The sequence below is a fragment of the Oceanispirochaeta crateris genome, from assembly GCF_008329965.1.
Taxonomy (GTDB): domain Bacteria; phylum Spirochaetota; class Spirochaetia; order DSM-2461; family DSM-2461; genus Oceanispirochaeta; species Oceanispirochaeta crateris.
In genome coordinates this window covers 1,190,338-1,212,897 of the sequence record NZ_CP036150.1, presented here as the reverse complement: position 1 = coordinate 1,212,897, position 22,560 = coordinate 1,190,338, and the positions used below count along the sequence as shown (strand labels likewise).

The window sequence follows — 22,560 nt, the reverse complement described above, 5'->3', positions numbered from 1 at the left end:
AATATATTATAAAAGATTAAATCGGGAGATCCAATGACCAGACGGCGTATCTGCTTTATGTTTCTGATCACATTTATTATCACCCTATCGTCAGCCTGGGCTGCTGATCCGGTATTCAGCATAAGGTATTATAATAAGAAAATCTATTACCCTGAGAGTCCAATTCAGGTGAAAGTGCTCTTATCTAATCCTGGTTCCGAATCGTTGTCCTTCAGAATCGCTGAAAATAGGACCTATAATTTTCTATTTACCTTGAAGACCATGAAGAATGAAACTCTTCCACCTTCTAGGGAATACTTGGTGAATTATGATAGGAATGAACCAGCTTATTATAGGATGATAACACTTGAACCGGGAGAAGAGTTCGGCTTTATAGTGGATCTGGACAGTTATGTGACAATAAATGATCCGGGTGTCTATGTACTGGAAGGGAATTTCTTTCCCGAATTGAAAAATAGGGAAACCGGTTCTGGAATTCAATCGAATAAGCTCTCTCTCACAATCCGTCCAGGAATATACGAGAATGAGTATCAGGATATGATTGACCTTGAAACAGGAGATATTCTTTCATCGGCTTCTATGGCTCCCGATGATGTTGTCAATTATACCCTTCAGGCAAGGCAGAAAAATCAGTGGAATAAGTTTTTTCTCTATCTGGATCTTAAGGAGATCCTGCTTCAAAATAATATGACAAGACGACAGTTTGAAAAGATGTCCGAAGTCGAACAGGAAGCTTCCGTTCAGGCATATCGGAGAGATCTTGAGAATAACAGAATTCCTGAAAATCAGGGAATCGTGGATATTCCGGTTGATTTTGAGATTCTCCAAACGAGTTATACTAGTAATGAAGCAACAGTTATTGTGAGAGAAGTCTTTCAGAATACTGGATTTAAGGAAATAAAGCGCTATACATATTATTTACACCGTTTTGATAATACCTGGAAAATATACCGATATGAAGTGAAGAATATAGGAACGGAATAAATGAAAATACTGTTAATTTCCAATGACCAGATGACTGCTTCCAGAATCAACCGTTATTTTACTCCTGGCGGTTATGGATTTATTCACTATACGAACCCGCTGAAAGCCATGGATAATTTCAACGAAATCAGGCCCGATGTCGTTTTATTTCATGAAAGTGAATATCCCAGGCACTGGAAACTTTCTGTTAAATCATTAAGAGAACAATTTTCACGCGATTCGGCCGTATTTATCCTTCTTGTTGATTCTCTGTTTGGTGATGAGGATGTTCATAAGGCACATTTTCTGGGTGTCAATGGATTTTTACCGGTGGATGCCCCTATGGAAAGTCTGGAATCCATGATCCTTCGGTATAAAGTGGCTCCAGAGGTCAGAAAGTCTCACCGTCTCTTTCCTGTTGGTGATCATAGTCTTGATTTCATGTTTATGAATCCCTCCAATCTACAATTAATCAATTCTCACATTCTTGAACTTTCAGTAAATGGAGCAGTCTTAAAAATTGAAGAACTGTATAAAACTGCGGGTCTGGTAGAAGGAACTGTGTTGAAAAACTGTTCTTTAAAAACTCATGAAGGCATTGTCAACTTAAATGTCAGGATAGAACACACAGGTGTAATTTTTGAAATCGTATTCCTTGATGGCTCCGAAAACTGGCAGACATATGTTCAGGAATCAATAAAAGCTTTACTTTAGTTTTCGTCTTAACAAAGCAGATCTAAATGAGTATGATTAAGCCTCATCTGGAGGTAATAAATGAATTTTCGAAAGACTTACCAGTTCACATCTGAAAGTGTGGGTGAAGGTCATCCTGACAAGGTCTGTGACCTTATTTCCGATGCTGTACTGGATAAAGCCCTGGAACAGGATAAAGAATCAAGGGTCGCCTGCGAATGCTTTGCATCAACGGGTATGATTCTTGTTGGTGGCGAGATAACAACAAGCGGTTATATTGATTTTATACAAGTTGCCAGAGATACATTAAGAGACATCGGTTATGACGATCCCAATTACGGTATCGACTACCACTCCTTTTCAGTCCTTTCGGCCATTAAACCTCAATCTACTGATATCAGCCAGGGAGTTACAGCCGGACAGGGACTTCATAAAGAACAGGGAGCGGGAGACCAGGGCCTCATGTTTGGTTATGCCTGCCGAGATACAGAAGAATTAATGCCAGCCCCTATTCAGTTTTCACATCAGATTATGAAGAAGGCTTCAGAAGTCAGAAAAAATAAGACACTGGACTTTTTAAGACCCGATGGAAAATGTCAGGTTACCGTTGATTATTTAGATGGAAAACCCAGTCATATCAGTACAATTGTTCTGTCCCATCAACACAATGAAATTGCCCATTCAATCATAGAAGAAGGGCTCATTGAAGAAGTTATTAAAAAAGCTATTCCTGGAGATCTGCTTACAAAAGATACTCTTTTTCATATTAATCCCACTGGTAATTTTGTGATTGGAGGACCTGAGGGAGATGCCGGTCTGACAGGCCGTAAGATTATCGTGGATACCTACGGTGGAGCTGCCGCTCATGGGGGAGGTGCATTTTCAGGTAAAGATCCTTCCAAAGTAGACCGTTCAGCAGCCTATCTCACAAGATATATTGCCAAGAATCTGGTTGCCGCAGGTTATGCAGATCGATGTCAGGTACAGCTGGCCTATGCCATTGGTATAGCAGAACCTGTTTCTCTCTATGTGGATACTTTTGGTTCAGGTACAATGGATGAATCCAGAATAGAGGAAATTGTCAGAAAAGAATTCGATTTAACACCCTCTGGTATCATTTCTCAATTTGATCTTAAACGCCCTATTTACTATCCAACGGCTGCTTACGGTCATTTTGGACGTTCAGAATTCCCCTGGGAGAATTTGAACCGTATTGAGGACTTAAAAAAATATAAGTAGATCTTTCCAGGGAAGGAAATGCTGTTTTGGATGATCTTCATCTGTTTAAATCCCTGGGAAACCAGGGGTTCCAGTGCCTACTATGCCCTCATCTTTGTATACTTAAGCCGGGAATGTCCGGTTTTTGTAGAGTCCGCAAATCCAAAGATGACGGCATATATCCCCAGAAGAACCCTGTTACAGTGATAGCAGTGGATCCCATAGAGAAAAAACCTTTCTATCATTTTCTTCCCGGAAGCACTTCCCTCTCCATTGGTTTTTCTGGTTGTAATCTGAGATGTCCCTTTTGTCAGAACCATGAATTGGTGGAAACTTCCCATTACCAAAAGAATATATCTCCAGAGTTTATTGTAAAGAAAGCCATTGAACACAAACTACCTTCTGTATCCTTCACCTATTCCGAACCTCTTGTTCACATCGAATTCCTTATTGAAACCGCTCTTTTGCTTAAAGAAAACAATATATCAGTCTTACTGGTAACCAATGGCTGTATGAATCTAAAACCTGCAAAACGCCTGTTGTCCTGTTTAGATGGTGTAAAAGTAGACTTAAAGTCCTTTGATCAATCCTGGTATAAAAATGAGTTAAAAGGTGATCTTAAAGCCGTCAAAGAGTTTATAGGTTTGGCATCTACTATGGTGCATTTAGAAGTGGTTACACTGGTCATACCCGGTAAGAATGATCATGAATCAGAAATCAGGCAAAGCGCTCAATTTCTAGCCGATCTTAATCCGAATATCCCCTTTCATTTGACCGCCTACTTTCCTCAGCTGCATTACTCAATACCTCCCACAAATATCGAGCTGCTCCTCAGGCTGAAAGACATAGCCCAAGAATTTCTTAATTATGTTTATACGGGAAATACAGGGGCCGTCGACCAAACCTTTTGCTCTGTTTGTCATACACTCCTCTTGGATCGTTTTCGCGGTGTTTCCCTACTGGATCATGAGGGGCGCTGTCCTGTTTGTCAGTCTGTTTTGTATGGAAAGTTCTAGGGTAGAATACTTCTTTCATGAGTCTGTTGACAGATTTTTCTCTCTCATGTATATTTCATTTCATTGATATATTCCCCTGTAGCTCAGTTGGTAGAGCGGGTGGCTGTTAACCACCATGTCAGCAGTTCGAGTCTGTTCGGGGGAGCAATTTGAGAGGCAGGAGCAATCCTGCCTCTTTTTTTCTTTCTTCTCTACTTTAGATAGATTAAAATGAGAATCATTGGGTATGAATTTTAAAGGATGATTATGAAAGATTACACGATACATTACAATGGCAAGGTCAAATCCATTAAGGGTAATGCCTGCATAAGCAGCATTATGGACATTGAAGACAAAGATGGTTTCCCCCTTGTTGCCGCTTTCTTTAATAATGAACTCATCTCTTTAAACTCATGCGTGGATATTAATGGAAATCTCAGACCCCTGTATTTGAACAGTACCGCCGGAGTCAGGCTCTACAGAAGAACCCTCTGTTATGTATTGGAGATGGCTGTGAGAGAACTCTTTCCGGAACACCGCCTGGTTCTAAGCCACTCTTTGGGGCATAGCTACTATTATCATCTGGATGATTCTCCTGTTTTTTCTGATGCGGATTTAAATCTCATCCAGGATAAAATGAAGGATTATATTCATCGGGATCTGAAAATAATCCCAGAGACAATCAGTTGGCATGAAGCCCGTGAATACTTTTTAGAAATGAATCAGAAGGATACCGTTCTTTTATTGGACTCGGCAAATCAATCCCGTGTGAGGATCAACTGCACAGGGAAGTATATGGCTTTGCGCCATGAGATTCTTATGCCTTCAATGGGCTTGCTGAAAGCCTTTGATATCATGAATTACTCGGAGGGTTTCTTACTGCGCTATCCCCCTTCAAAAACACCCCTGAAATTGAAGGTATTCAAAGATGAGCCTCTCCTGTTTTCAATTTATCGAGAATACAAGTCCTGGGGGAAAATTCTAAATGCCGACACTGTCGGAAAAATGAATTCCATGATTTCAGATAAGGGCCAGACTGAGCATTTTATACATGTTTCAGAGTCTTTGCATAATAAAAAGATTGCACAGATTGCAGATAGTATTCTAGAACGACGAGGAGAGGTCAAGGTTGTCCTGATTGCCGGTCCCTCTTCATCTGGAAAAACTACATTTACAAAAAAACTCTGTATTCAGTTGCAGGTTGTAGGATTTAATCCTCTCATGGTGTCTCTGGATGATTATTATCATGCTCCCGAAAATGTTCCCCTTGATGAGGATGGACATCCTGACCTTGAAGCCCTGGAAGCTTTGGATTTTCCCCTTCTAAATCAAAATCTTGTTCAGCTTTTCAGTGGTGAGGAAACGGAAATTCCTATTTTCGATTTTAAAAAAGGCGGGCGTCAGGAAAAAGGACGCCTCTTGAAGATGCAGGACAGGAGCATTATTGTCATGGAGGGAATTCATGGCCTGAATAAAGATCTTACACCGGATATTCCTGTCTCTCAAAAATTTAAAGTTTACATATCGGCTCTGACTCAGTTGAATCTGGATGATCACAATAGAATAGCCACAACGGATAACAGGTTGATAAGACGCATAGTGCGTGATCATCAGTTCAGAAATTACAATGCTGAAAAAACCCTTAAGATATGGCCCTCTGTCAGGCGGGGAGAAGAAAAGAACATCTTTCCAAACCAGGATCAGGCCGACGCGGCTTTTAATTCGGCACTGGATTATGAACTGGCAGTTTTAAGGATGTACGCCGAACCCCTATTGAGGAGTATCAGTCCCGAGAAGGAAGAGTATGGAGAAGCACAAAGGCTCCTCCATTTTATTAATAATTTTTCTCCCATCCCCTCAAATATGATTCCAGTAGATTCCATTCTTAGAGAATTCATCGGAGATAGCAGCTTCAAATACTGAGCGCTGCATTTCTCTTAATCGTCAATTAAGGGGAGTACATCTGATGAAGGAGACAATGATTCAAGGTCTGTTTTTGAGTCTGAATCTTCTGCCTCTGGTGTACTCCCATCGGTATCAGGAAATAATTCGCTTAAATCTTCGCCACCGGCCTCCAGGAGCATCTTTGCGGTTCTCCGGTAACTTTCTATATCTCCTGATTTTTGGTAAGAGAGAGACGCTTCATAGAGAGCCTTTAGAACCCAGTCGGTCTGATCTGAATAACGGTAAGGAATGATTAGATAGGCATCGGCGGCATTTTTCCATTCACCCTTATCCTGAAGAATCCTAGATATATAAGACTGTGCTTCTGCGCTGTATTCGGAACTATCTCCAGATAAAACTTCTGAAAAAAGAATCTCTGCCTGCTCAGTGTTTCCTGCATGATAATGCCAAATGGCCCGATATAGTTTTATTTTCTCATATTCATTGGACCTGATCTCAGGTAGTTCTGATAGGTCATTCAAGATTTGAAGACTCTTCTCATCTTCTAGATGAGGATAGACCCTTCCAAGCTCAATAAGAGCTCTTTCGCTATCGGATAAGCTCAAGGATAGGATTTTTTCGATTTCCTTCAGTTCCAATTCTCCATCACTGTCTGTTTTAAGCATTTCCTCTAGCTGAATAGCTGCTTGGAGAGATCTGTCATTTCCTGAGTATCTACGGAGGAATTCCTCAATCAGTCCCAGTTTTTCAGTTTTATTTTCTGTTAAAGAAAGGGCGCGATAGAGGGCTGTTTCAGACAGAGGGTTCTCTTCAAAGTCATGGTACAATATGAGATATGCCGTCACGGCAGCTGTTTTATTCCCATTTTCATTGAGTGCCTCTGCAGCCCGGAATAAACCATCAGCCGGAAGGGGACTTCCAGGAAATTCCTGCTCCAGTTGCTGCAGATAGGTCATGGCAGAGTCAAAATCCTTCAGCATGAAGTATGACCATGCTGTCTGATACAACAGCTCTTCTCTCAAGCTAAAGAACTCGACTATATCCAGAGCCTTAAGATACCGGATCAATGATTCATCCCATAATTCCAGATAGCTCAAGGCTGTTCCTGAGCGGTATAAACTATCACCTGAGAGCAAATGCTCACTATCAAGATCCCAGAGCTCATCAAATGCTTCGGATGCTTTCAGGAATGAAGCAGTTCTCATATAACTCCATCCAAGCTGATAGAGAGACTGGATATTTCTTTCCTTGTTTTCAGATGAGGATGCAGCAGATGCGAAGTAGAGTGCTGCTTCATCATAGAGACCCTTGTCCATTTGAATCTGTCCCAGATAAAAATTAGCATCTGCAGTCCAGGGGGTCGATGGCTTTACCGAGGTCAATTCCTTGAATCTGATTTCAGCCTCATCAATATCCTTTACATTGAGGTAGCAGATTCCGAGAGACAGGAGAGATCTGAAATACAATTCATCCTTTTTATCAGATACCAGCACGTCATTAAAATAATCTGAAGCTCTATAAAACTCTTTTCTAAGAGTATAGATGTAGCCGATTCTATACCGGGTTTCATTTATAATCTGTGTGTCTTCCGATTCAACATTTAAGATGTTTTGATAGTAGCGGAGTGCCTCATTGTTTTTACCCTCTTTGTAGGCCAGGTTTCCTCTTTTGTACAAGTACAGGGACCGATTGAGAGTCTCTGGATATTCGCCGAGCATTCTGTCCAGATGGTTTTTGAGGGCCAATTCCTGGCCACTCGTTTCATAATAATTGACCATCCATTTTCCGACCTCTTCTCTGTGATCGTTATTTCTGTACTGGTTGAATAGTTTTTCAAAGAGGAGCACGGTCCGCTCCACTTCTCCCTTGTTTTCATATATGACACCACTTCTGTATAGACTTTCCCCGGCAATATCCGGATCCAGTCCTTTTGAAGATTTAAGGTACCAGCTTAGGGCTTCATCAGGTGTTTCATCCCAGGTCTTTCCCATATTAAACTGAAGCTTTTGAATTTCTACGGGATCTTTTTCTTCTTCAAGAAGCTTTGTAAGGGATGTTCTCGCTGCTAACATATCCCCATCTTCCATGTAACTTTCGGCTAATATAATGTGGGCATCCATGATATAGCTGCTGTCGGGGTATTCTGTTGTTAAGAGATTCATATACTCTTTGGCATCATCTTGCTGGTTCATGAGGGCATAGAGTGTTCCAAGTCGGAATACCGCTTTCTCTCGATTTTCTGATTTACTGTAGAGGGCTAAAAAAGATTCATATTTTTTCAGACTATTGTCATAATCTTTCAATTGATAGTAGCATTCTGCCTGATAAAAAGGGATCTCTTTCATGACTTGAGGAATTTCGCTGTATTCCACGGTCACCTTTTCAAAAAAATCCAAAGCCTTATCATACTGCTTCAGTTTGAGTTGGATATATCCTTGTCGTTCCAGAGATAAGGCGGATAGCTCTTTGCCCGGGTCTGACTCAAATAATGCTTTATAGGAGTCACCTGCCAGTTCATATTGTTCTGTTTTTTCGTAGGAATAGCCCAGAAGCTGGAGGCTTTTCTGTCTGAAATAGAGCTCTTCCTTAAACAAAGATTGTTGATTCAGTTCGATGATAGCAGATCTGAAATTCTCCTGGCCATAATAGCTCAAGCCCTTCCAGTAGTGGATTCTTCTAAGGTAGGCTGAACTTGGATAATTCATTTCATATCTGTCAAAGTGGTTTATAACCTGATCAAATTTTCTTAGATAGAACAGGGACACACCAATCATATAATCTGCCTGATCAACCCTGGGATCAGAGGGATACTGATTTATAAAATCACGGAAGCTCTCAATGGATCTGGAAAAGAGTTTATCAGAAAAGGCATCTCTCCCTTCCTGGAAAAGTTGAGTTCCACTTTGAGCTGAAACATTGATAGTTAATATACATGATATGAGTAGGATCAGGATTCGCTTCTTCAAGGGTTTACTCCGCTCAGGTTTTTAATGCTTTTTTAGTGAGTCTGTTTTTAAATTTTATCTGACCGTTCCTAAATTCTGCAGAAATATGGCTTCCCGCACCATAGGTTCCACTGAGGATACCCATAGACAGTGGATCTTCAATTTCTTTTTGAACAGCCCGTCGAAGGGGTCTGGCTCCATATGTCACATCATACCATTTGTCAATTAAATATTCCTTAACTTTTGCTGATATTTCGAGATGAATATTCTGCAGTTCCAGCCGGTCCAAGACCTCTTTTACTGTCATATTGAGGATATTCATAATTTCCTTATCTTCCAGGGAATGGAACATGCAGATTTCATCCACTCTGTTAAGAAACTCGGGTCTAAAGAGTCTTTTCAATTCATTCATGGCGATGGATGTTTGGGCATCTGAGGTCTCTTGCTTTCCTGAAGGCTGAAATCCTGGGGATGTTTTTGTCATATCTCTAGCACCCACATTGGATGTCATGATGACAACCGTATTTTTAAAGGAGACTTTATGCCCAAGATTGTCTTGAAGCTCACCCTCTTCCAGAACCTGAAGCATCAGGTTATAGACATCCATGTGGGCTTTTTCAATTTCATCCAGGAGGATCACACTGTAGGGTTGTCGTCTGATTTTTTCAGTCAACAGTCCCCCTTCTTCATATCCAACATACCCAGGGGGGGAACCGACAAGACGGGAGACATTGTGCTTTTCCATGAAATCCGACATATCCAAACGCACAAGAGACTCTTCATCTCCAAAAAGAAAGCTGGCAAGGGATTTAGCCAAAAGAGTCTTACCTACCCCTGTGGGGCCTAAAAATATAAAGGATCCAATCGGCCTTGAGGGTGATGTTAAACCCGTTCTTGACCGGCGTATGGCGCTGGCTACTGTTTTTATGGATTCATCCTGACCAACTACAGTCTTATGAAGTTCTTTTTCAATATCCAGAAGTTTATCAGACTCACTTTTTATCATTTTGAAAATAGGAATTCCCGTGTTTTCAGAGACAACATTTTGAATATCTTCTTCTGTTATCTGATTCTGTTCTTCCTTTAGAGTCTTTTTCCAGCCTTCCTTCAGTTTTTCTATCTCATTCCTCAAATTCCTGACGCTGTCTCTCACAGAGGCAGCCTTTTCGTAGTTTTGAGCATTGACAAAGGAAATTTTTTCGGCGGTGAGCTCTGCTATTTTGACTTCAAGGTCTGAAATCTCTCTGGGCTGAACAGCATTGCTCATCCTTTTTTCTGCACCGGCTTCATCCATGAGGTCTATGGCTTTATCGGGAAGACAGCGGTCTGATATATACCGGGATGATAATACGGCTGCTGCGTGGATGGCCTGATCCGTGTAGGTCACATTGTGATGATCCTCATACCTCTGTTGTATTCCCTGAAGAATGGTGATTGTTTCGTCCAAACTGGGTTCATTGATCAGAATGCTTTGAAATCGTCTTTCGAGAGCCGGATCTTTTTCTATGTGCTTTTTATACTCATTGAGAGTCGTGGCACCAATACACTGTAACTCCCCTCGGGAGAGGGCTGGTTTCATCATATTGGATGCATCGATGGCGCCCTCGGCTCCACCCGCTCCTATTATGGTATGAAGCTCATCAATGAAGAGGATTATATTTTTGCTTTGTTCAATTTCTTTGAGGATTTTTTTAAGGCGTTCTTCAAATTCACCTCTGTATTTTGTTCCGGCTACGATGGATGCAAGGTCAAGACTAATGACTTTTTTACCAGAGAAAAAATCCGGAGCTGAACCATCCTGAATCCGAATGGCAAGGCCTTCTACGACGGCTGTTTTACCGACACCCGGTTCTCCGATTAAAACTGGATTATTTTTGGTGCGCCTTGCCAAGATCCTAAGGACACGGTTGATCTCTCTATCCCGGCCAATGACAGGATCAAGAAGGTTCTCTTCCGCCATAGCCGTCAGGTCCCTTGAATACTCCTTGAGCATGCCTGTGCCTTCTTTCGACACATTGGCCCGAGGTCTGTTAGAGGGAGTTCCTGGAGGATTATTGATTGAAGGATTTAAATTCCTTTGCCTTTTTCTGTTCAGGTCAAAAAGGATGCTTCTTAGAATTTCAGTTGTGACATTAAAGGCTGACAAATACAATGCCGTTGTACTTCCAGGTTCGGCTGCGGCGGCAATGATGAAATGTTCTGTTCCAATAAACTCATGATGGAGAGCAGTGGCCTCATTGGCGGCACTTTCAAGCAAAAAGCGGAGACGGCCAGAGGGAGGAACTTCAGCAATTGATAAGTCTGACAGGCTTGATTTCGGGATAGATTTTTCAATTTCATCGCTCATTTCTACGATGTTCACACCAAGCTTTTTGAGAAGATGAAAGCCGCTGCCCTCTTTGTCTTTTAAGACTGCTATGACCACATGTTCCGGTAGTAGCTTTTCGGATCGAAGTCTTCTGGCTTCATCCTGAGCCAGTACGGATAAAATTCTCTGAGCTTCTCGGCTTAAACCTTTCAACATTATAACCTCATTAACTGAACCAGTAGATTGCACTATCTTACCTAATTATTAACTACTGAACCAGTCTTTTCAAAGTATTAAATAAGAGGCTTTATGAACATCTGTTCTTTTTGCTGTTATATCATCCAGAAAATTCAGTGTTTTCGCAGGATTTCAAGGGGTATAATTTTACCAATATGTCTTACGGGTATGAGAGCCGCCGCCATGGAGAGAGCGAGGGTTAACACAAATATGATTATGAGAATCTCACCATCAATATTAATGCTGAACTGTTCTAAGTAATATTGGCTGCTTAGCAGGGAAATCTCCGGGGGAGTCGGAAATCCAAGGAGATTGTAAAACAGATGCACCGATGAATTAATGATCTTTTCTAAAAAAGAAATCAAAGAATTGAAATTCACGACAATCAGGGTTCCCGCACCAATTCCAAGGAGACTGCCCGTACCACCTGCAATTCCGGCGGTTAAAATATACTGCAGGGATAAAAATGAGTTACCCATTCCCATGCTTTTTAAAATTCCTATTTCCTGCTCATTCTCCATGACAAGCATGATCATAGAGGACGATATGTTCATGATAGCAACGAGGACAATTAAAGCCATAATGAGAATTAATATCAGTTTAGTGGTTTGGTAATTACTTTGTTGTGAACGGTTAAGAGACTGCCATGTGTAGAGACCCCAACGTTGGTTTCCCAAGGCTTTTCTGATCTCTTTCAGCTGTGGAGTCAGGTCAGCATAGGGTTCATCCACCTTGATGAGGAATTGACTTGAAGACTCACTATCCTGGAGAATCTTCATTCCTTTATTTAGATCGATGAAGACCCAGAGTCTATCAAGATCCTGATATCCCGTCGTAAAGATGCCCATGACAGTGAATCGGGAGATTTTAGGAATGAATTTACCATTAGAGAGGGTTTTCCCCGTTAAAATCTTGATAGAATCCCCCACCCTCAGGTTCAACTGATCTGCTGTTTCTCTTCCAAGTATGATTTGATCATCCCTTTTCAGATCAAACTCTCCCTCTATTATTGTGAGGTATTTACGAAAGGAACTATCTGAATCGTATATTCCCGGATCCAGGGAGCGGATCGATACGGCTGTTTGCCGATTCCCCGCATAAGCCAGGCCCATACCGCTGTGTTCTTTCTCAACGAGTCTGATTCCCTCGGTTTCATGTAGAACCCTTTCCGTACTGGCCCACTCTTCTTCTGAAAAAGACTCATAAGGGCGCAGCTGTATGTGAAAGGTCCCCGTTTCAATATATCTGTCTGTGATGCCTCTGATCATGCCATCAGAGAGGAATATGACGACCACAAGGGGAATCATACTCAGGGCTATTCCAAGAATAGAACCAAATATGGGCTTTGATTCTTTTAATCTGGGACCAATAAAGAGTCTTGTGGTCATTTCAAAGAGTAAGGATTTCATAGAGGATTCAACTTACCGCTTTGAAGATGGTATTGAATATTGGCCCTGGATGCGAGACTCCGGTCATGCGTCACAAGTATGAGCGATACATTTGCATCTGAAGCAAGAGAAAAGAGCATATCCTCTACAAGTCTTGAATTCTTTTCATCCAGGCTTCCTGTGGGTTCATCTGCAAGAATCAGCTCAGGTTTATTGATCAAGGCCCGTGCCAGAGCTATTCGCTGCTTTTCTCCCCCCGAAAGCTGACCCGGAAAGTGATGTCCTCGGTTTGACATGTTAACCGATTCTAAGAGTTCTTCTGCTTTCACCCGGAGTTCTTTTGGATTCTCTCCTAGAATTCTCCCCGGAAGCATGATGTTTTCAAGAGCCGTAAAGTCTTTGAGCAGATAATGAAACTGGAATATAAACCCAGTTTTTTTATTCCTGTATTGAGACATTTCTGCCTCATTTGCCTTGTGTAGGGCTGATCCGCAACTCAAGATTTCTCCCGAATCTGCCCGGTCAAGAGCACCAATGATGTTCAGAAAGGTGCTTTTACCACTACCGCTTTCTCCAGTTAGAGCCATCTGCGAACCCAGGGGCAGAGTAAAATCTACCTGATCTAGGATGAGCAAAATATCATCACCGGAGGGATAGGTTTTTGTCATATTTTTGATTTCTACACTATTCATTTTATTCATTCCTGAAAATCTCCGAAGGGAGGATTCTTGAAGCCCTTTTAATGGACGCATAGGCGGCTATAAGGACTGTTAAAAAAGCTGAAACATTGATTGTTAAAATATCCTGCCAGAAAAACTGAATGGGTATTTCCGTGAAATAGAATTCGCCGAGAACACTGTTTTGACTCCAGGGTATAAATTGGGACCATTCATAAAATTTGTACTGGATTCTCTGTAAAAGTGTGATTATTTCATTGATATTGGATGAGAGTATTATGCCAAGGGTCGTTCCGGCCACAGTGCTTATGAGAGAGATCATAATCCCCTGATTTGTGTAGATGCTCCGTATGTCCTTAGGAGTCCCGCCAATGGCTTTGAGCAATGCCAGTTCCGCGATGCGTTCTTTAACATTTCTTTTCATCGAGTGATAGATATTGACTGCTACTACGATGAATATGAGAGCCACTATCAGAAACATGAATACTTTTTCAATTTTAAGAGCATTGAAGAACGCGCTGTTATACTCCCTCCATGACACAGGATTTAAGTCTGGATAGCTTGCCTTAATCTCCTTTATGACATTTCTGTCCCGGAAATGATTGTTCAGTTTAATACCGACAATGAGAGAATTATTACTAAATCCTGAAAGATTCGAAAAAGCCAGATTTCTATCGTATTCATAGTAACCAGAATTGAAAATACCCGTGATCTTTAACTCTCTGTTTTCAAAGGATGTTGTGCTGGGATTTAAAAATGAGAACTGAAGAGTTTCACCTGGTAAGACCGCCAGATATCTGGCCAGATATGAACCTAAAATGATTTCATGACTATTGGCTGGGAATCGCCCCTCGATGATATTAATCTGCTCATGGAAGGCTGTGTCATTTTCGGCGGCTTTGAAATCGAGGAATCGAATTTGTCCACCAGAATTAAGCGCCCTAGGAGTCGTTAAGATTCCCTGCTGATCGGTGAAGGGAACGGCCGAACGGATATCTTTGATCTGGAATTTCTCGTAATCTTCAGGCTCTTCCAGAGATATGCGGATATGGTAGGAATAAATTTCATTGATGCTTGTAATAAAGCCTTGTTGAAAACCATTCATCACTGTCAGTACGGTTATAAGAGTCATGATCCCGATGCTGAGTCCCAAGACAGCTAGTGTATTTCCTAAATGACCTTTACGTCCATTGTGGGTAAATAGATAGCGGGAGGATAGAGAGCTGGTCCATTTCATAAATCATCATCCTCTATGAATCTTTCCAAAACAGATTCATTATTTCTGTACAGTGTTTCTAGGACCCCGTCATCAGTTATTTCTAAGCGTTTGCTGAGATTTCCGTTTCTATAGAACAGACTCAAATATGGGTCTTCCTCTTCCGGTTTGTAGGTATACTCAGACAGAAGAACCAAACCACTGCTTCTCTGGATTGTTTTTGTCAGTTTGTCCCGGGTGTAGGAGTTTAGTTCAGAAAACTCGAGAACATTGTTTCTATAGATATTCTTTGAAATTACTCTACCCAGATCATCATATCGAATGATGCTTTCACTCTTGTCGGATTGCTTGGTTTTGATTTCCTGTAGGAGTATACCTGAGCTTGAATAGTCATACACCGTTTTTTCGATCATTGATTGAGCTGAATAGATTACATGTTCCACTAATCTGTTCTCTTCATATTTAAAGAGAGTTGTCCGATCCTCATCCTCTATGTATAGGGTCTCCAGATACTGTTGTTCAAAATCGCCAGTACGCCACCCAATGCTCTCATCTTTATTGCTTTTAAGGCTTCTAAGAGAGCCGTTCAATCTGTATTCAATGGATATTTCGTCTGCTGAAAATCCCTGGTCATCCAAATGATCAATACTTCTCAGTTTGCCGGCCTCATCATATTTATAAACTTTTTTGACAAGAAATTTCCCGTTTGAATCATAGAGTATTTCTTCTATGATCTGGTCATTCTGGTTTGAAATTGTATCGATTCTCAGGGAATCTTTGTAATAATACCGTTCTCTGCTTAGATATTGATCATTTACAAGCTGTTGGGAGACTTCCCAGCGTTTATATTCAGACTGTTCTTTGTAGAGGATTCTGTTTGTTTTAAACTCGTCAGTATTGACTTCAAGTACCCAGGGGGCATCATGTATTGAATCAACCTGGGGGCCTTTTAACCCCAATCCATCCGATTCATAAAACTCCTGTCCATAAAGTGGAGACAATTGGAGTATGCACAGAAGAAAAAGAATCATTTCAATGCCAATAAATCATTCAAATAGGATTCAGGATCAAATACAGAAAGATCGTCCAGCCCTTCTCCGTGCCCAACAAAAGCTATCGGTATGTTTAATTTCCTACTTATGGCAACGATCAAACCACCTCTGGCAGTGGCATCGTATTTTGTAAGAATTACACCATCCACATGGACCGCATCATTGAATGCCTCAGCCTGTTGGAGACCGTTCTGACCTGTTGTTGCATCCAGTATTAATACCTTTCTATATTGACCGCCTGCCATATTAGAATTAACAATTTTGTCTATTTTCTGCAATTCTTTAACAAGGTTTGCTTTATTATGCATTCTTCCCGCCGTATCGGCTAGAATCAATTCTTCACCGTGACTCTTGGCAGAAGAAATACTGTCATAGATGACAGCGCCGGGATCGGATCCATGAGCTTGAGCTACGACTCTGTTTCCTGTTCTTTCCCCCTGAATTTTCAACTGATCTATGGCTGCGGCTCTAAAGGTGTCTCCAGCACTAAAAAGTATCTTTTGAAAACCATTTTTCTTGTAATACTGGGACAGTTTGGCTATGGTTGTTGTTTTACCAACCCCATTCACTCCTAAAACCAAGAATAGATTCAGTGTGTCATGTTCGGGCAAAAATTCTGCCGTTTTGAGACTACCCGCAATAATCGATCTAAGTTCAATGAGAATATTTTCTTTTTCCTTGATGTTGCCTTTCTTAACGCGCTCACGAAGTTCATCTACTATCTCGATGGCTACAGTACCACCCATATCACCACTGATCAGCATCTCTTCCAGTTCATTGTAAAAACTCTCCAGATTATCAGTTTTACTAAATAGATCTGAGATGAGACGACCTAGATTGGATTTGGGAGTTTCTTCATTATCTTTTTTCTTTTTTTTCCAGAACATATTATTCCTCGGTTGATTCTTCTGCAGCTCTTAGGTAGTCATACAGCTTGAACATATTATTGATAAAAAGTGTTCCACTGAGAGCGATTCCCCCCCAGAAACTGTAATAAACTATATCTGCCTGATTTTTAGATTCCATGGCCTTCGTATAGCTGTCGCTATCACCAGTGCTATTATAATCTAGAGCATAGTTATAATAACGATTGTCCAGGTTTTGGTAAATGCCGGATAATATCAAAGGAACTCCTACCGACAGGGTGAACCATCCCAGGGATCTATAAAATGCACTCTTAGCATCCTTGAGTCTTTTTTCTTTAGTATAGAGGTAGGTTTCAAGATCTACGCTTATACTGTCTGAGCTAATTTCTTCGGTGGAAATATAAAAGGGCATGTAATTTTCTTTACTGATCCTTAAGAGTTCTTCCTGAGTTGGTTTTGGGGTGAATAATGGTGTTTTCCCAATCCACAGTGCCCCTATATGAACATCCGAGTCTGGAGGATCCGAAAATACATAGAGGGATTCCGTTTCTCCGGGAAGCAGGTCTATGTTGAGCGTCTGTGTATTCTCAGGACTCAGATATAGCTGGTTTGAATAGCTTTGATATCCTGATTCTTTGATGGTAAGTGTCACATAACCTGGCTCAAGTACTTTTGTGTTCAGGCTGCCAACTCCATGGGTCTCACCATCGATCTGAATGATCGCATCTGACGGTGTCACCGTTACATTCAGTCCAGACCAACTCCTTCCCAGAATGATCGTCCTCAAATCTACAGAGATATCAAGGAGAATTGAGTCTAAATTTTCTTCTGCAACCAAGCGGTTAATACTCAGAAGCGGATCTTCCTTCCCTGCCTGGTAGCATGAAAATCCTAAGTAAAATGAATCATCCAGTTTCTCAACACTTCCGGAAATCAACAAATTCAGATCTTCATTTTCCATGTATTGCTGTATTCTTGAACGGGGCTGCAATAATAGATTATTCTCATCTTCCTGGTTTTTTATGGTTACATCTAAGCTTTCCTGTATTTGAATTTTTTCTGGATCAAGCATCTTCCAGAGTTCTAAGAGTTCCTTTTTTTCAATTATCTCTTGAGTAAAGCCATCGTAGAGTTTCTTTTTTTCCTTTTCATCATCTTCTGAAAAAAGAAGCTTGTCTCTTTGGTTATGAATGAGGCTGATTGATTTTTCAACACTGATGATTTGATCCTGCACATACTGATCTATCATATGTTGTCTTTCATCAGTACTTACTTTGTGATTATCAATATCCGAAATCTCTTCTTTGAGCAAAAGCGGTAAGGAGGTTAGAAGATATTCTTGTTGTTTTGCCAGATTGGTTCCGCTAAATCTGTTGATTCCAATATTCCAGGAGTCCTTTTGTATTGTTAAAAGAGAGGAGTCGATGAGTACCTGGGAAAAAATTGGAAAATTGAATAGAAAAAGAAGGTACAGCCTTATTATTTTTCTAATCATTTACACTGCAGGCCCTGTTGATGGCTGATACAAGCCTTTTTCGTTGAAATGGTTTGACTATGTAATCGGAAGCCCCAAGGCGGATTGCCTTGATTATTTTATCCTGATCACTGAGGGATGAGCACATGATGATCCGGCTTTGGGGGTATGCTTTTTTAAGACTCTTTAAAGCCTCAACACCGTTCATCCGGGGCATGACAATATCCATAAGAACAAGATCGGGCAGGAGAGACTTATATCGGGATAAACATTCAATTCCATCCCCTGCCTCCCCTACCACAAGATGTCCGCTTTCGGTCACGATATCCGAGATAATGGACCTCATGAAAGGTAGGTCATCTACGACGAGTATTCTCATTCGATCTGATTCCCTGACCACAAATATTTAAGATATGCATCTATAAATGGATCGATATCCCCATCCATTACATTTTGAATATTCCCTGTTTCATGTCGGGTTCTCAGGTCTTTCACCATTGTATAAGGGTGAAAAACATAGGAGCGGATCTGTGAACCCCAACCGATATCTTTCTTTTCGGCAGCATTTTGAGATTGCTCTTCGTCCTGTTTCTGTTTGTAATACTCGAATAATCTGGACTTCAGCATTTTCATGGCCGTGTCACGGTTTTTTAACTGGCTACGCTGTGTTTGACATTGAACGACTATCCCTGTTTCAAGGTGAGTCATACGCACAGCACTGCTTGTCTTGTTAATATGCTGTCCACCAGCTCCTGATGCTCTATAGGTATCCACCCTGATATCATCGGGTTTTATATCTACAACAATGGTATCGTCGATCACAGGAGAAACATAGACCGATGCAAAAGAGGTATGTCTTCTTGCATTGGAATCAAAGGGTGAGATTCTAACCAGGCGATGTATACCGCCTTCTCCTTTGAGGTATCCATAGGCATAATCACCCTCTACCTGAAAAGAAATGGACTTGATGCCCCCTTCGGCTTCCACAGTATCCATGACAGTTATCTTATACTCTTTCCTCTCAATCCAGCGGCTGTACATTCTGTAAAGCATACTGGTCCAATCACAGGCTTCTGTTCCGCCCGCTCCCGAGTGTATTGTAATAAAAGCCGAAAGGGCATCTGTTTCTTCGCTGAGAAGTTCCAGAGAGTTCATGCGGCTGTATGATTCTTCAATGTGTTTTAACTGATCAAGGATTTCGGGTTCGAAAGATTCATCCTCTTCTTCATTAGCCAGTTCATAAAGGGCTTTTAAATCCTCCAGATCCTGTATCAGTGTTTCCCATGGTTCAAATTTATTTTTAAGCCTTTTCAGTTGGGCCAGTTTTTTTTCGGCATTATCTCTATCGTTCCAGAATTCTGGGTCACCCGATTCTTTTTCAAGTTCTAGAGCCTGGTTTTTCAGTTCGACTGTGTCAAAGTCGCCTCCAGGTTTGTAATATTTCCCCATCAAGGGATTTGAGTTTTGCTGAGATATCGCTAAGCATTTGTGCCTCCAAGATTTTTTTCTTTCAGAACGTTTCTTCTCCAACGTTTTTCAGTCAGAGATGTTATGGCCAAGGTTCCATTTATGGGGAACTGATATAATCTGATCGAATCATAAAAATCGGTAGACCGATCCAGATCCAATTTCAGACGAGACAGATTATTTTCATTGATAGACAGAGACTCAAAAACATTCTTCTGAATCTGTTTGAATCCGTAACGGAATAAAAGATTCTGAACAATTTTTTCGCTGTCTTCATTACCAAGATCAACAACGATAGAAACAAACATGAATATACTTTATGTGGCTGTGAGGCCGCTGTCAATAGATTATTAGAACAAAGTCACTTCACCACTGACTGCGCCCTCTTTATCCATTTCAAGGGAATTTCCTCTATCTACCTTTTTCTTGTGAATATATATGGTGAATTTGTCTATAAGTTGCTTAATTTCATCCCCTTTTAGCTCCCATTCTTCCAGGTTTTCCTGTTTGAGAAGCCTATTCAGATCCTTTTCGACCATGGATTTTTCTATTTTTACTTCCTGTATGATCTCTTGAATTTTATTCATGAGACTATCCATTTTTTTTAAATCCTGGGTCGTTATACTGTGCAGCTGAATAAAATCGTCTACTGTTAATAATAATTCATTCATCCTAAAGTCAAGATCCTTACTGTAATTATTTACCTGAGTAAGATTCATCTGAAGATTCTCAGCTATGTACTCAATATGACTGGTATCTTTCATGGAGTGAGTAAAGTAATCCTGAAACAGATTGTCTGTATTTTTTTTAAATAGGCTGATGCTATGCATAATCATATCCACAGAATTTTCAATAGAGTCGGTACGGATGGTAATATTTTCAATAATGTAGCCCATATTTTCAAGATGGGGTAATTTTGCTGCTTCAACACGGCTGGAAATATTAATAGTTTTTACCCAACTTATAATCTTGGCAAATCCATTATAGGCGGCTTCCAAATTGGCTATTTCTTTGTATATTCCCTCGAGGGTGCTCTTTATTTGATCTTGAACACTCTCTTTTTTTAGTTTTTCAAGTTGAATTTGAATATTTTCCTGGAGTTCTAGGATTTGGTCCCGGTTAGAAAGGTCCTCATTTGAATACCTTAAAGTCTGACTGGAATCCTTTAGGAAGCCAATCAATGAATTCAGGTCATCCGACTTTTCTTTGAATGTAAAATATGTTTTTTTGAGTTCGGAATCAATTTCATCCAGGATCTCATTGCAAAAACCATAAACTCTGCTGCTGTAGGTCAAAGATTCAAGACTATCTTCAATACCTGTTTCCGGTGATTTCTTTATGTGGTTAATGGCCATTATTACGTGATCAATGGATTGCCTGACAATATCATGCTTTTGCACTTCACCCAGTATTTCGTAAAGTGGTTTTTTAAAATCTTTGACTTGTTTTTTGACCGTTGATATGACTCCCGAGGACTTGAGCTGATAATCCGAAGTTGTCTTTGCCAGGTTTGAAAAATCAGCTCCTATAGAATTGATAAGAAGGTTCAGATTGTTCTTTTCGTTGTTAATGGTCTTGAGAAAATCTGTAAAGTAATTGTTGAGGTCCTGTCCCCGTGATTTCAAGCCATTACTCAGTTTTGCAGAACTCTTTGATACCTTTTGCAATTCTTCGGTTATATAGGGAAAGGCTCCACCGTTTTTACCAGATTTTAAGGCCGTGACCATAGCATTCAATGATATCAGTTCCAATTCGGCTGAATCATCTTCAATCTGATCAATATTAAGATCTATGTCTTTGATTGTTTCTAATTCTACGGAAATGCTATCAAGAAAAGCCGTATCCCGTTTGGATATATCATTTAATATTGATACTTCTTTGGAAACAGTTTCCTTTATATCCCTTACCAGAAAATCAATATTGACTCCTGAAGAGTCTCGACTATCCTGATTCGCTCCCAGTAATTCAATCTTTTTCTCAAGTTTCTTCATCAAATTAGGATAATTATCAGCCATGTTAAGGTACACATCACCGAGAGAGTCCACTATTGAATTTAGCTCATTGTTGATATTCTGTCCCTTAGTCATTGGTTCTCCTGATCAGTTCTGCTGCAATCTTATTGAGGGGAAGTATGCAGTCTACCGCCTCTCTTTTAATAGCTTCTTTAGGCATACCAAATACAACACAACTCGTTTCATCCTGTGCAATATTATAGGCTCCAGCTTCTTTCATTTCGCGCATGCCCCTTGCACCATCATCACCCATTCCTGTCATGATGATGCCCACAGTATTAGGACCGGAATACCGGGCTGCAGAACGGAATAAAACATCCACAGAAGGTTTATGCCGGCAAACCAGGGGGCCGTCTTTTGTTTCTACATAATAACGAGATCCTTGCCGTTTGAGTAGAAGGTGCATATTTCCCGGGGCTATCAGGGCTCTTCCAGGATAGACAACATCATTGTTCTCTGCTTCTTTAACCTCTATTTTGCATAGACTGTTCAATCGCTGGGCAAAGGATTTAGTGAAATGTTCGGGCATATGCTGCACAATAACGATGCCGGGGGAATTGACGGGCATCATTTCAAGAAATATTCTGAGGGCTTCTGTTCCGCCTGTTGATGCACCTACAACAGCAATTTTTTCGGTTGTATCAATTGAAAGAGGTCTTTTGGATTTTGCCAATATAGCATCCGCTGTGAGCTTGGGAGTCACGGTCATTTTCTTCTGTTGATTCTTGACGCGGGTTTTTGAATGGGATGCAGCCCGGATGACATCACAAATCTCTATCTTCGATTCCTGTAAGAACTCTTTCGTACCAACTTTTGGTTTTTGAATGATCTCTACGGCTCCCAGTTCAATGGCTGTGATCGCATTTTGACCACCTTTTTCGGTTTTACTGGAACAAATGATTGTTGGAATTGGATTTTCTGACATGAGTTTTTTTAAAAAAGTAAGACCATCCATCTGGGGCATTTCTATGTCCAGAATAATGACATCTGGTTTCTTGATGGCTATTTTTTTTTCACCTATGATAGGATTCGGTGCAGTATTGATCACTTCAATGTCTTTTGCATCTTCTATAATCATGGACAGTGTCTGTCTGACAACAGCCGAGTCATCTATGATCAATACTTTAATTTTATCTATTGCCAT

General features: G+C 40.7%; 18 protein-coding genes and 1 tRNA gene. 6 read left to right on the top strand and 13 right to left on the bottom strand.

The features are described 5' to 3' along the window. Nucleotides 1-33 precede the first annotated feature (33 nt). The 6 genes from EXM22_RS05490 (at nucleotide 34) to EXM22_RS05465 (ending at nucleotide 5,792) form a co-directional block, all read left to right on the top strand. Entirely contained in the window at nucleotides 34-984 is a 951-nt protein-coding gene (locus EXM22_RS05490) for a hypothetical protein (RefSeq protein ID WP_149485549.1), read from the top strand. Next, nucleotides 985-1,677 carry a hypothetical protein gene (locus EXM22_RS05485; protein WP_149485548.1) on the top strand — a complete coding sequence of 231 codons (693 nt, stop codon included), beginning with the start codon at nucleotides 985-987 and terminating at the stop codon, nucleotides 1,675-1,677. A 60-nt stretch (nucleotides 1,678-1,737) separates the two neighbouring features. Then, nucleotides 1,738-2,895 (top strand): methionine adenosyltransferase, encoded by a 1,158-nt coding sequence (gene metK, locus EXM22_RS05480; protein ID WP_149485547.1) that lies wholly within the window; start codon nucleotides 1,738-1,740, stop codon nucleotides 2,893-2,895. Nucleotides 2,896-2,921: 26 nt separating this feature from the next. Continuing rightward, entirely contained in the window at nucleotides 2,922-3,890 is a 969-nt protein-coding gene (gene amrS / locus EXM22_RS05475; RefSeq protein ID WP_149485546.1) for an AmmeMemoRadiSam system radical SAM enzyme, read from the top strand. Between the two features lie 72 nt (nucleotides 3,891-3,962). Then, nucleotides 3,963-4,035 (top strand) — tRNA-Asn (locus EXM22_RS05470). Nucleotides 4,036-4,136: 101 nt separating this feature from the next. Then, entirely contained in the window at nucleotides 4,137-5,792 is a 1,656-nt protein-coding gene (locus EXM22_RS05465) for a nucleoside kinase (protein WP_168203362.1), read from the top strand. 14 nt (nucleotides 5,793-5,806) lie between these two features. On the opposite strand, the gene EXM22_RS05460 is transcribed toward EXM22_RS05465, so the two are convergent. The 13 genes from EXM22_RS05460 to EXM22_RS05400 form a co-directional block, all read right to left on the bottom strand. Continuing rightward, nucleotides 5,807-8,740 carry a tetratricopeptide repeat protein gene (locus EXM22_RS05460; protein WP_149485544.1) on the bottom strand — a complete coding sequence of 978 codons (2,934 nt, stop codon included), beginning with the start codon at nucleotides 8,738-8,740 and terminating at the stop codon, nucleotides 5,807-5,809. Nucleotides 8,741-8,753: 13 nt separating this feature from the next. Next, nucleotides 8,754-11,243, bottom strand: a complete 2,490-nt coding sequence (locus EXM22_RS05455; RefSeq protein ID WP_149485543.1) for an ATP-dependent Clp protease ATP-binding subunit — start codon at nucleotides 11,241-11,243, stop codon at nucleotides 8,754-8,756. A 134-nt stretch (nucleotides 11,244-11,377) separates the two neighbouring features. Next, complete coding sequence (locus EXM22_RS05450) at nucleotides 11,378-12,673, bottom strand: ABC transporter permease (protein WP_149485542.1); 1,296 nt, start codon at nucleotides 12,671-12,673, stop codon at nucleotides 11,378-11,380. After that, nucleotides 12,670-13,353 (bottom strand): ABC transporter ATP-binding protein, encoded by a 684-nt coding sequence (locus EXM22_RS05445; protein ID WP_149485541.1) that lies wholly within the window; start codon nucleotides 13,351-13,353, stop codon nucleotides 12,670-12,672. Before EXM22_RS05445 ends, EXM22_RS05450 begins: the two co-directional genes overlap by 4 nt. Further along, on the bottom strand, nucleotides 13,346-14,566 hold the full coding sequence (locus EXM22_RS05440) for an ABC transporter permease (RefSeq protein ID WP_149485540.1): 1,221 nt from the start codon (nucleotides 14,564-14,566) through the stop codon (nucleotides 13,346-13,348). Before EXM22_RS05440 ends, EXM22_RS05445 begins: the two co-directional genes overlap by 8 nt. Further along, nucleotides 14,563-15,576: a hypothetical protein gene (locus EXM22_RS05435; protein WP_149485539.1), complete on the bottom strand. Its 1,014-nt coding sequence runs from the start codon at nucleotides 15,574-15,576 to the stop codon at nucleotides 14,563-14,565. Before EXM22_RS05435 ends, EXM22_RS05440 begins: the two co-directional genes overlap by 4 nt. Beyond that, nucleotides 15,573-16,484: a signal recognition particle-docking protein FtsY gene (ftsY, locus tag EXM22_RS05430; protein WP_149485538.1), complete on the bottom strand. Its 912-nt coding sequence runs from the start codon at nucleotides 16,482-16,484 to the stop codon at nucleotides 15,573-15,575. The genes EXM22_RS05435 and ftsY overlap by 4 nt, the downstream gene beginning before the upstream one ends. A gap of 1 nt (nucleotide 16,485) precedes the next feature. Then, nucleotides 16,486-17,958 (bottom strand): PEGA domain-containing protein, encoded by a 1,473-nt coding sequence (locus EXM22_RS05425; RefSeq protein WP_149485537.1) that lies wholly within the window; start codon nucleotides 17,956-17,958, stop codon nucleotides 16,486-16,488. Further along, on the bottom strand, nucleotides 17,951-18,316 hold the full coding sequence (locus EXM22_RS05420) for a response regulator (RefSeq protein ID WP_149485536.1): 366 nt from the start codon (nucleotides 18,314-18,316) through the stop codon (nucleotides 17,951-17,953). The genes EXM22_RS05425 and EXM22_RS05420 overlap by 8 nt, the downstream gene beginning before the upstream one ends. Continuing rightward, a protein-coding gene (prfB, locus tag EXM22_RS05415; protein WP_246157080.1) for a peptide chain release factor 2 occupies nucleotides 18,313-19,423 on the bottom strand; the annotation gives its coding sequence in 2 pieces (ribosomal slippage) (nucleotides 18,313-19,353 and nucleotides 19,355-19,423; 1,110 coding nt in all). The genes EXM22_RS05420 and prfB overlap by 4 nt, the downstream gene beginning before the upstream one ends. Then, entirely contained in the window at nucleotides 19,416-19,712 is a 297-nt protein-coding gene (locus EXM22_RS05410) for a CRISPR-associated endonuclease Cas2 (RefSeq protein ID WP_149485534.1), read from the bottom strand. The genes prfB and EXM22_RS05410 overlap by 8 nt, the downstream gene beginning before the upstream one ends. 42 nt (nucleotides 19,713-19,754) lie before the next feature. Then, nucleotides 19,755-21,491 carry a hypothetical protein gene (locus tag EXM22_RS05405; protein WP_149485533.1) on the bottom strand — a complete coding sequence of 579 codons (1,737 nt, stop codon included), beginning with the start codon at nucleotides 21,489-21,491 and terminating at the stop codon, nucleotides 19,755-19,757. Continuing rightward, nucleotides 21,484-22,560, bottom strand: coding sequence for a protein-glutamate methylesterase/protein-glutamine glutaminase (locus tag EXM22_RS05400; protein ID WP_149485532.1), 1,077 nt, complete (start codon nucleotides 22,558-22,560; stop codon nucleotides 21,484-21,486). Before EXM22_RS05400 ends, EXM22_RS05405 begins: the two co-directional genes overlap by 8 nt.

What these genes read in the sequence shown, in the direction of transcription:
- EXM22_RS05455 (WP_149485543.1), bottom strand. Translation starts at nt 11,243, where the DNA reads ATGTTGAAAGGTTTAAGCCGAGAAGCTCAGAGAATTTTATCCGTACTG.
- EXM22_RS05420 (WP_149485536.1), bottom strand. Translation starts at nt 18,316, where the DNA reads ATGAGAATACTCGTCGTAGATGACCTACCTTTCATGAGGTCCATTATC.
- EXM22_RS05490 (WP_149485549.1), top strand. Translation starts at nt 34, where the DNA reads ATGACCAGACGGCGTATCTGCTTTATGTTTCTGATCACATTTATTATC.
- EXM22_RS05450 (WP_149485542.1), bottom strand. Translation starts at nt 12,673, where the DNA reads ATGAAATCCTTACTCTTTGAAATGACCACAAGACTCTTTATTGGTCCC.
- EXM22_RS05410 (WP_149485534.1), bottom strand. Translation starts at nt 19,712, where the DNA reads ATGTTTGTTTCTATCGTTGTTGATCTTGGTAATGAAGACAGCGAAAAA.
- metK (WP_149485547.1), top strand. Translation starts at nt 1,738, where the DNA reads ATGAATTTTCGAAAGACTTACCAGTTCACATCTGAAAGTGTGGGTGAA.
- EXM22_RS05445 (WP_149485541.1), bottom strand. Translation starts at nt 13,353, where the DNA reads ATGAATAAAATGAATAGTGTAGAAATCAAAAATATGACAAAAACCTAT.
- EXM22_RS05400 (WP_149485532.1), bottom strand. Translation starts at nt 22,560, where the DNA reads ATGGCAATAGATAAAATTAAAGTATTGATCATAGATGACTCGGCTGTT.
- EXM22_RS05435 (WP_149485539.1), bottom strand. Translation starts at nt 15,576, where the DNA reads ATGATTCTTTTTCTTCTGTGCATACTCCAATTGTCTCCACTTTATGGA.
- EXM22_RS05425 (WP_149485537.1), bottom strand. Translation starts at nt 17,958, where the DNA reads ATGATTAGAAAAATAATAAGGCTGTACCTTCTTTTTCTATTCAATTTT.
- EXM22_RS05440 (WP_149485540.1), bottom strand. Translation starts at nt 14,566, where the DNA reads ATGAAATGGACCAGCTCTCTATCCTCCCGCTATCTATTTACCCACAAT.
- EXM22_RS05485 (WP_149485548.1), top strand. Translation starts at nt 985, where the DNA reads ATGAAAATACTGTTAATTTCCAATGACCAGATGACTGCTTCCAGAATC.
- EXM22_RS05405 (WP_149485533.1), bottom strand. Translation starts at nt 21,491, where the DNA reads ATGACTAAGGGACAGAATATCAACAATGAGCTAAATTCAATAGTGGAC.
- EXM22_RS05465 (WP_168203362.1), top strand. Translation starts at nt 4,137, where the DNA reads ATGAAAGATTACACGATACATTACAATGGCAAGGTCAAATCCATTAAG.
- ftsY (WP_149485538.1), bottom strand. Translation starts at nt 16,484, where the DNA reads ATGTTCTGGAAAAAAAAGAAAAAAGATAATGAAGAAACTCCCAAATCC.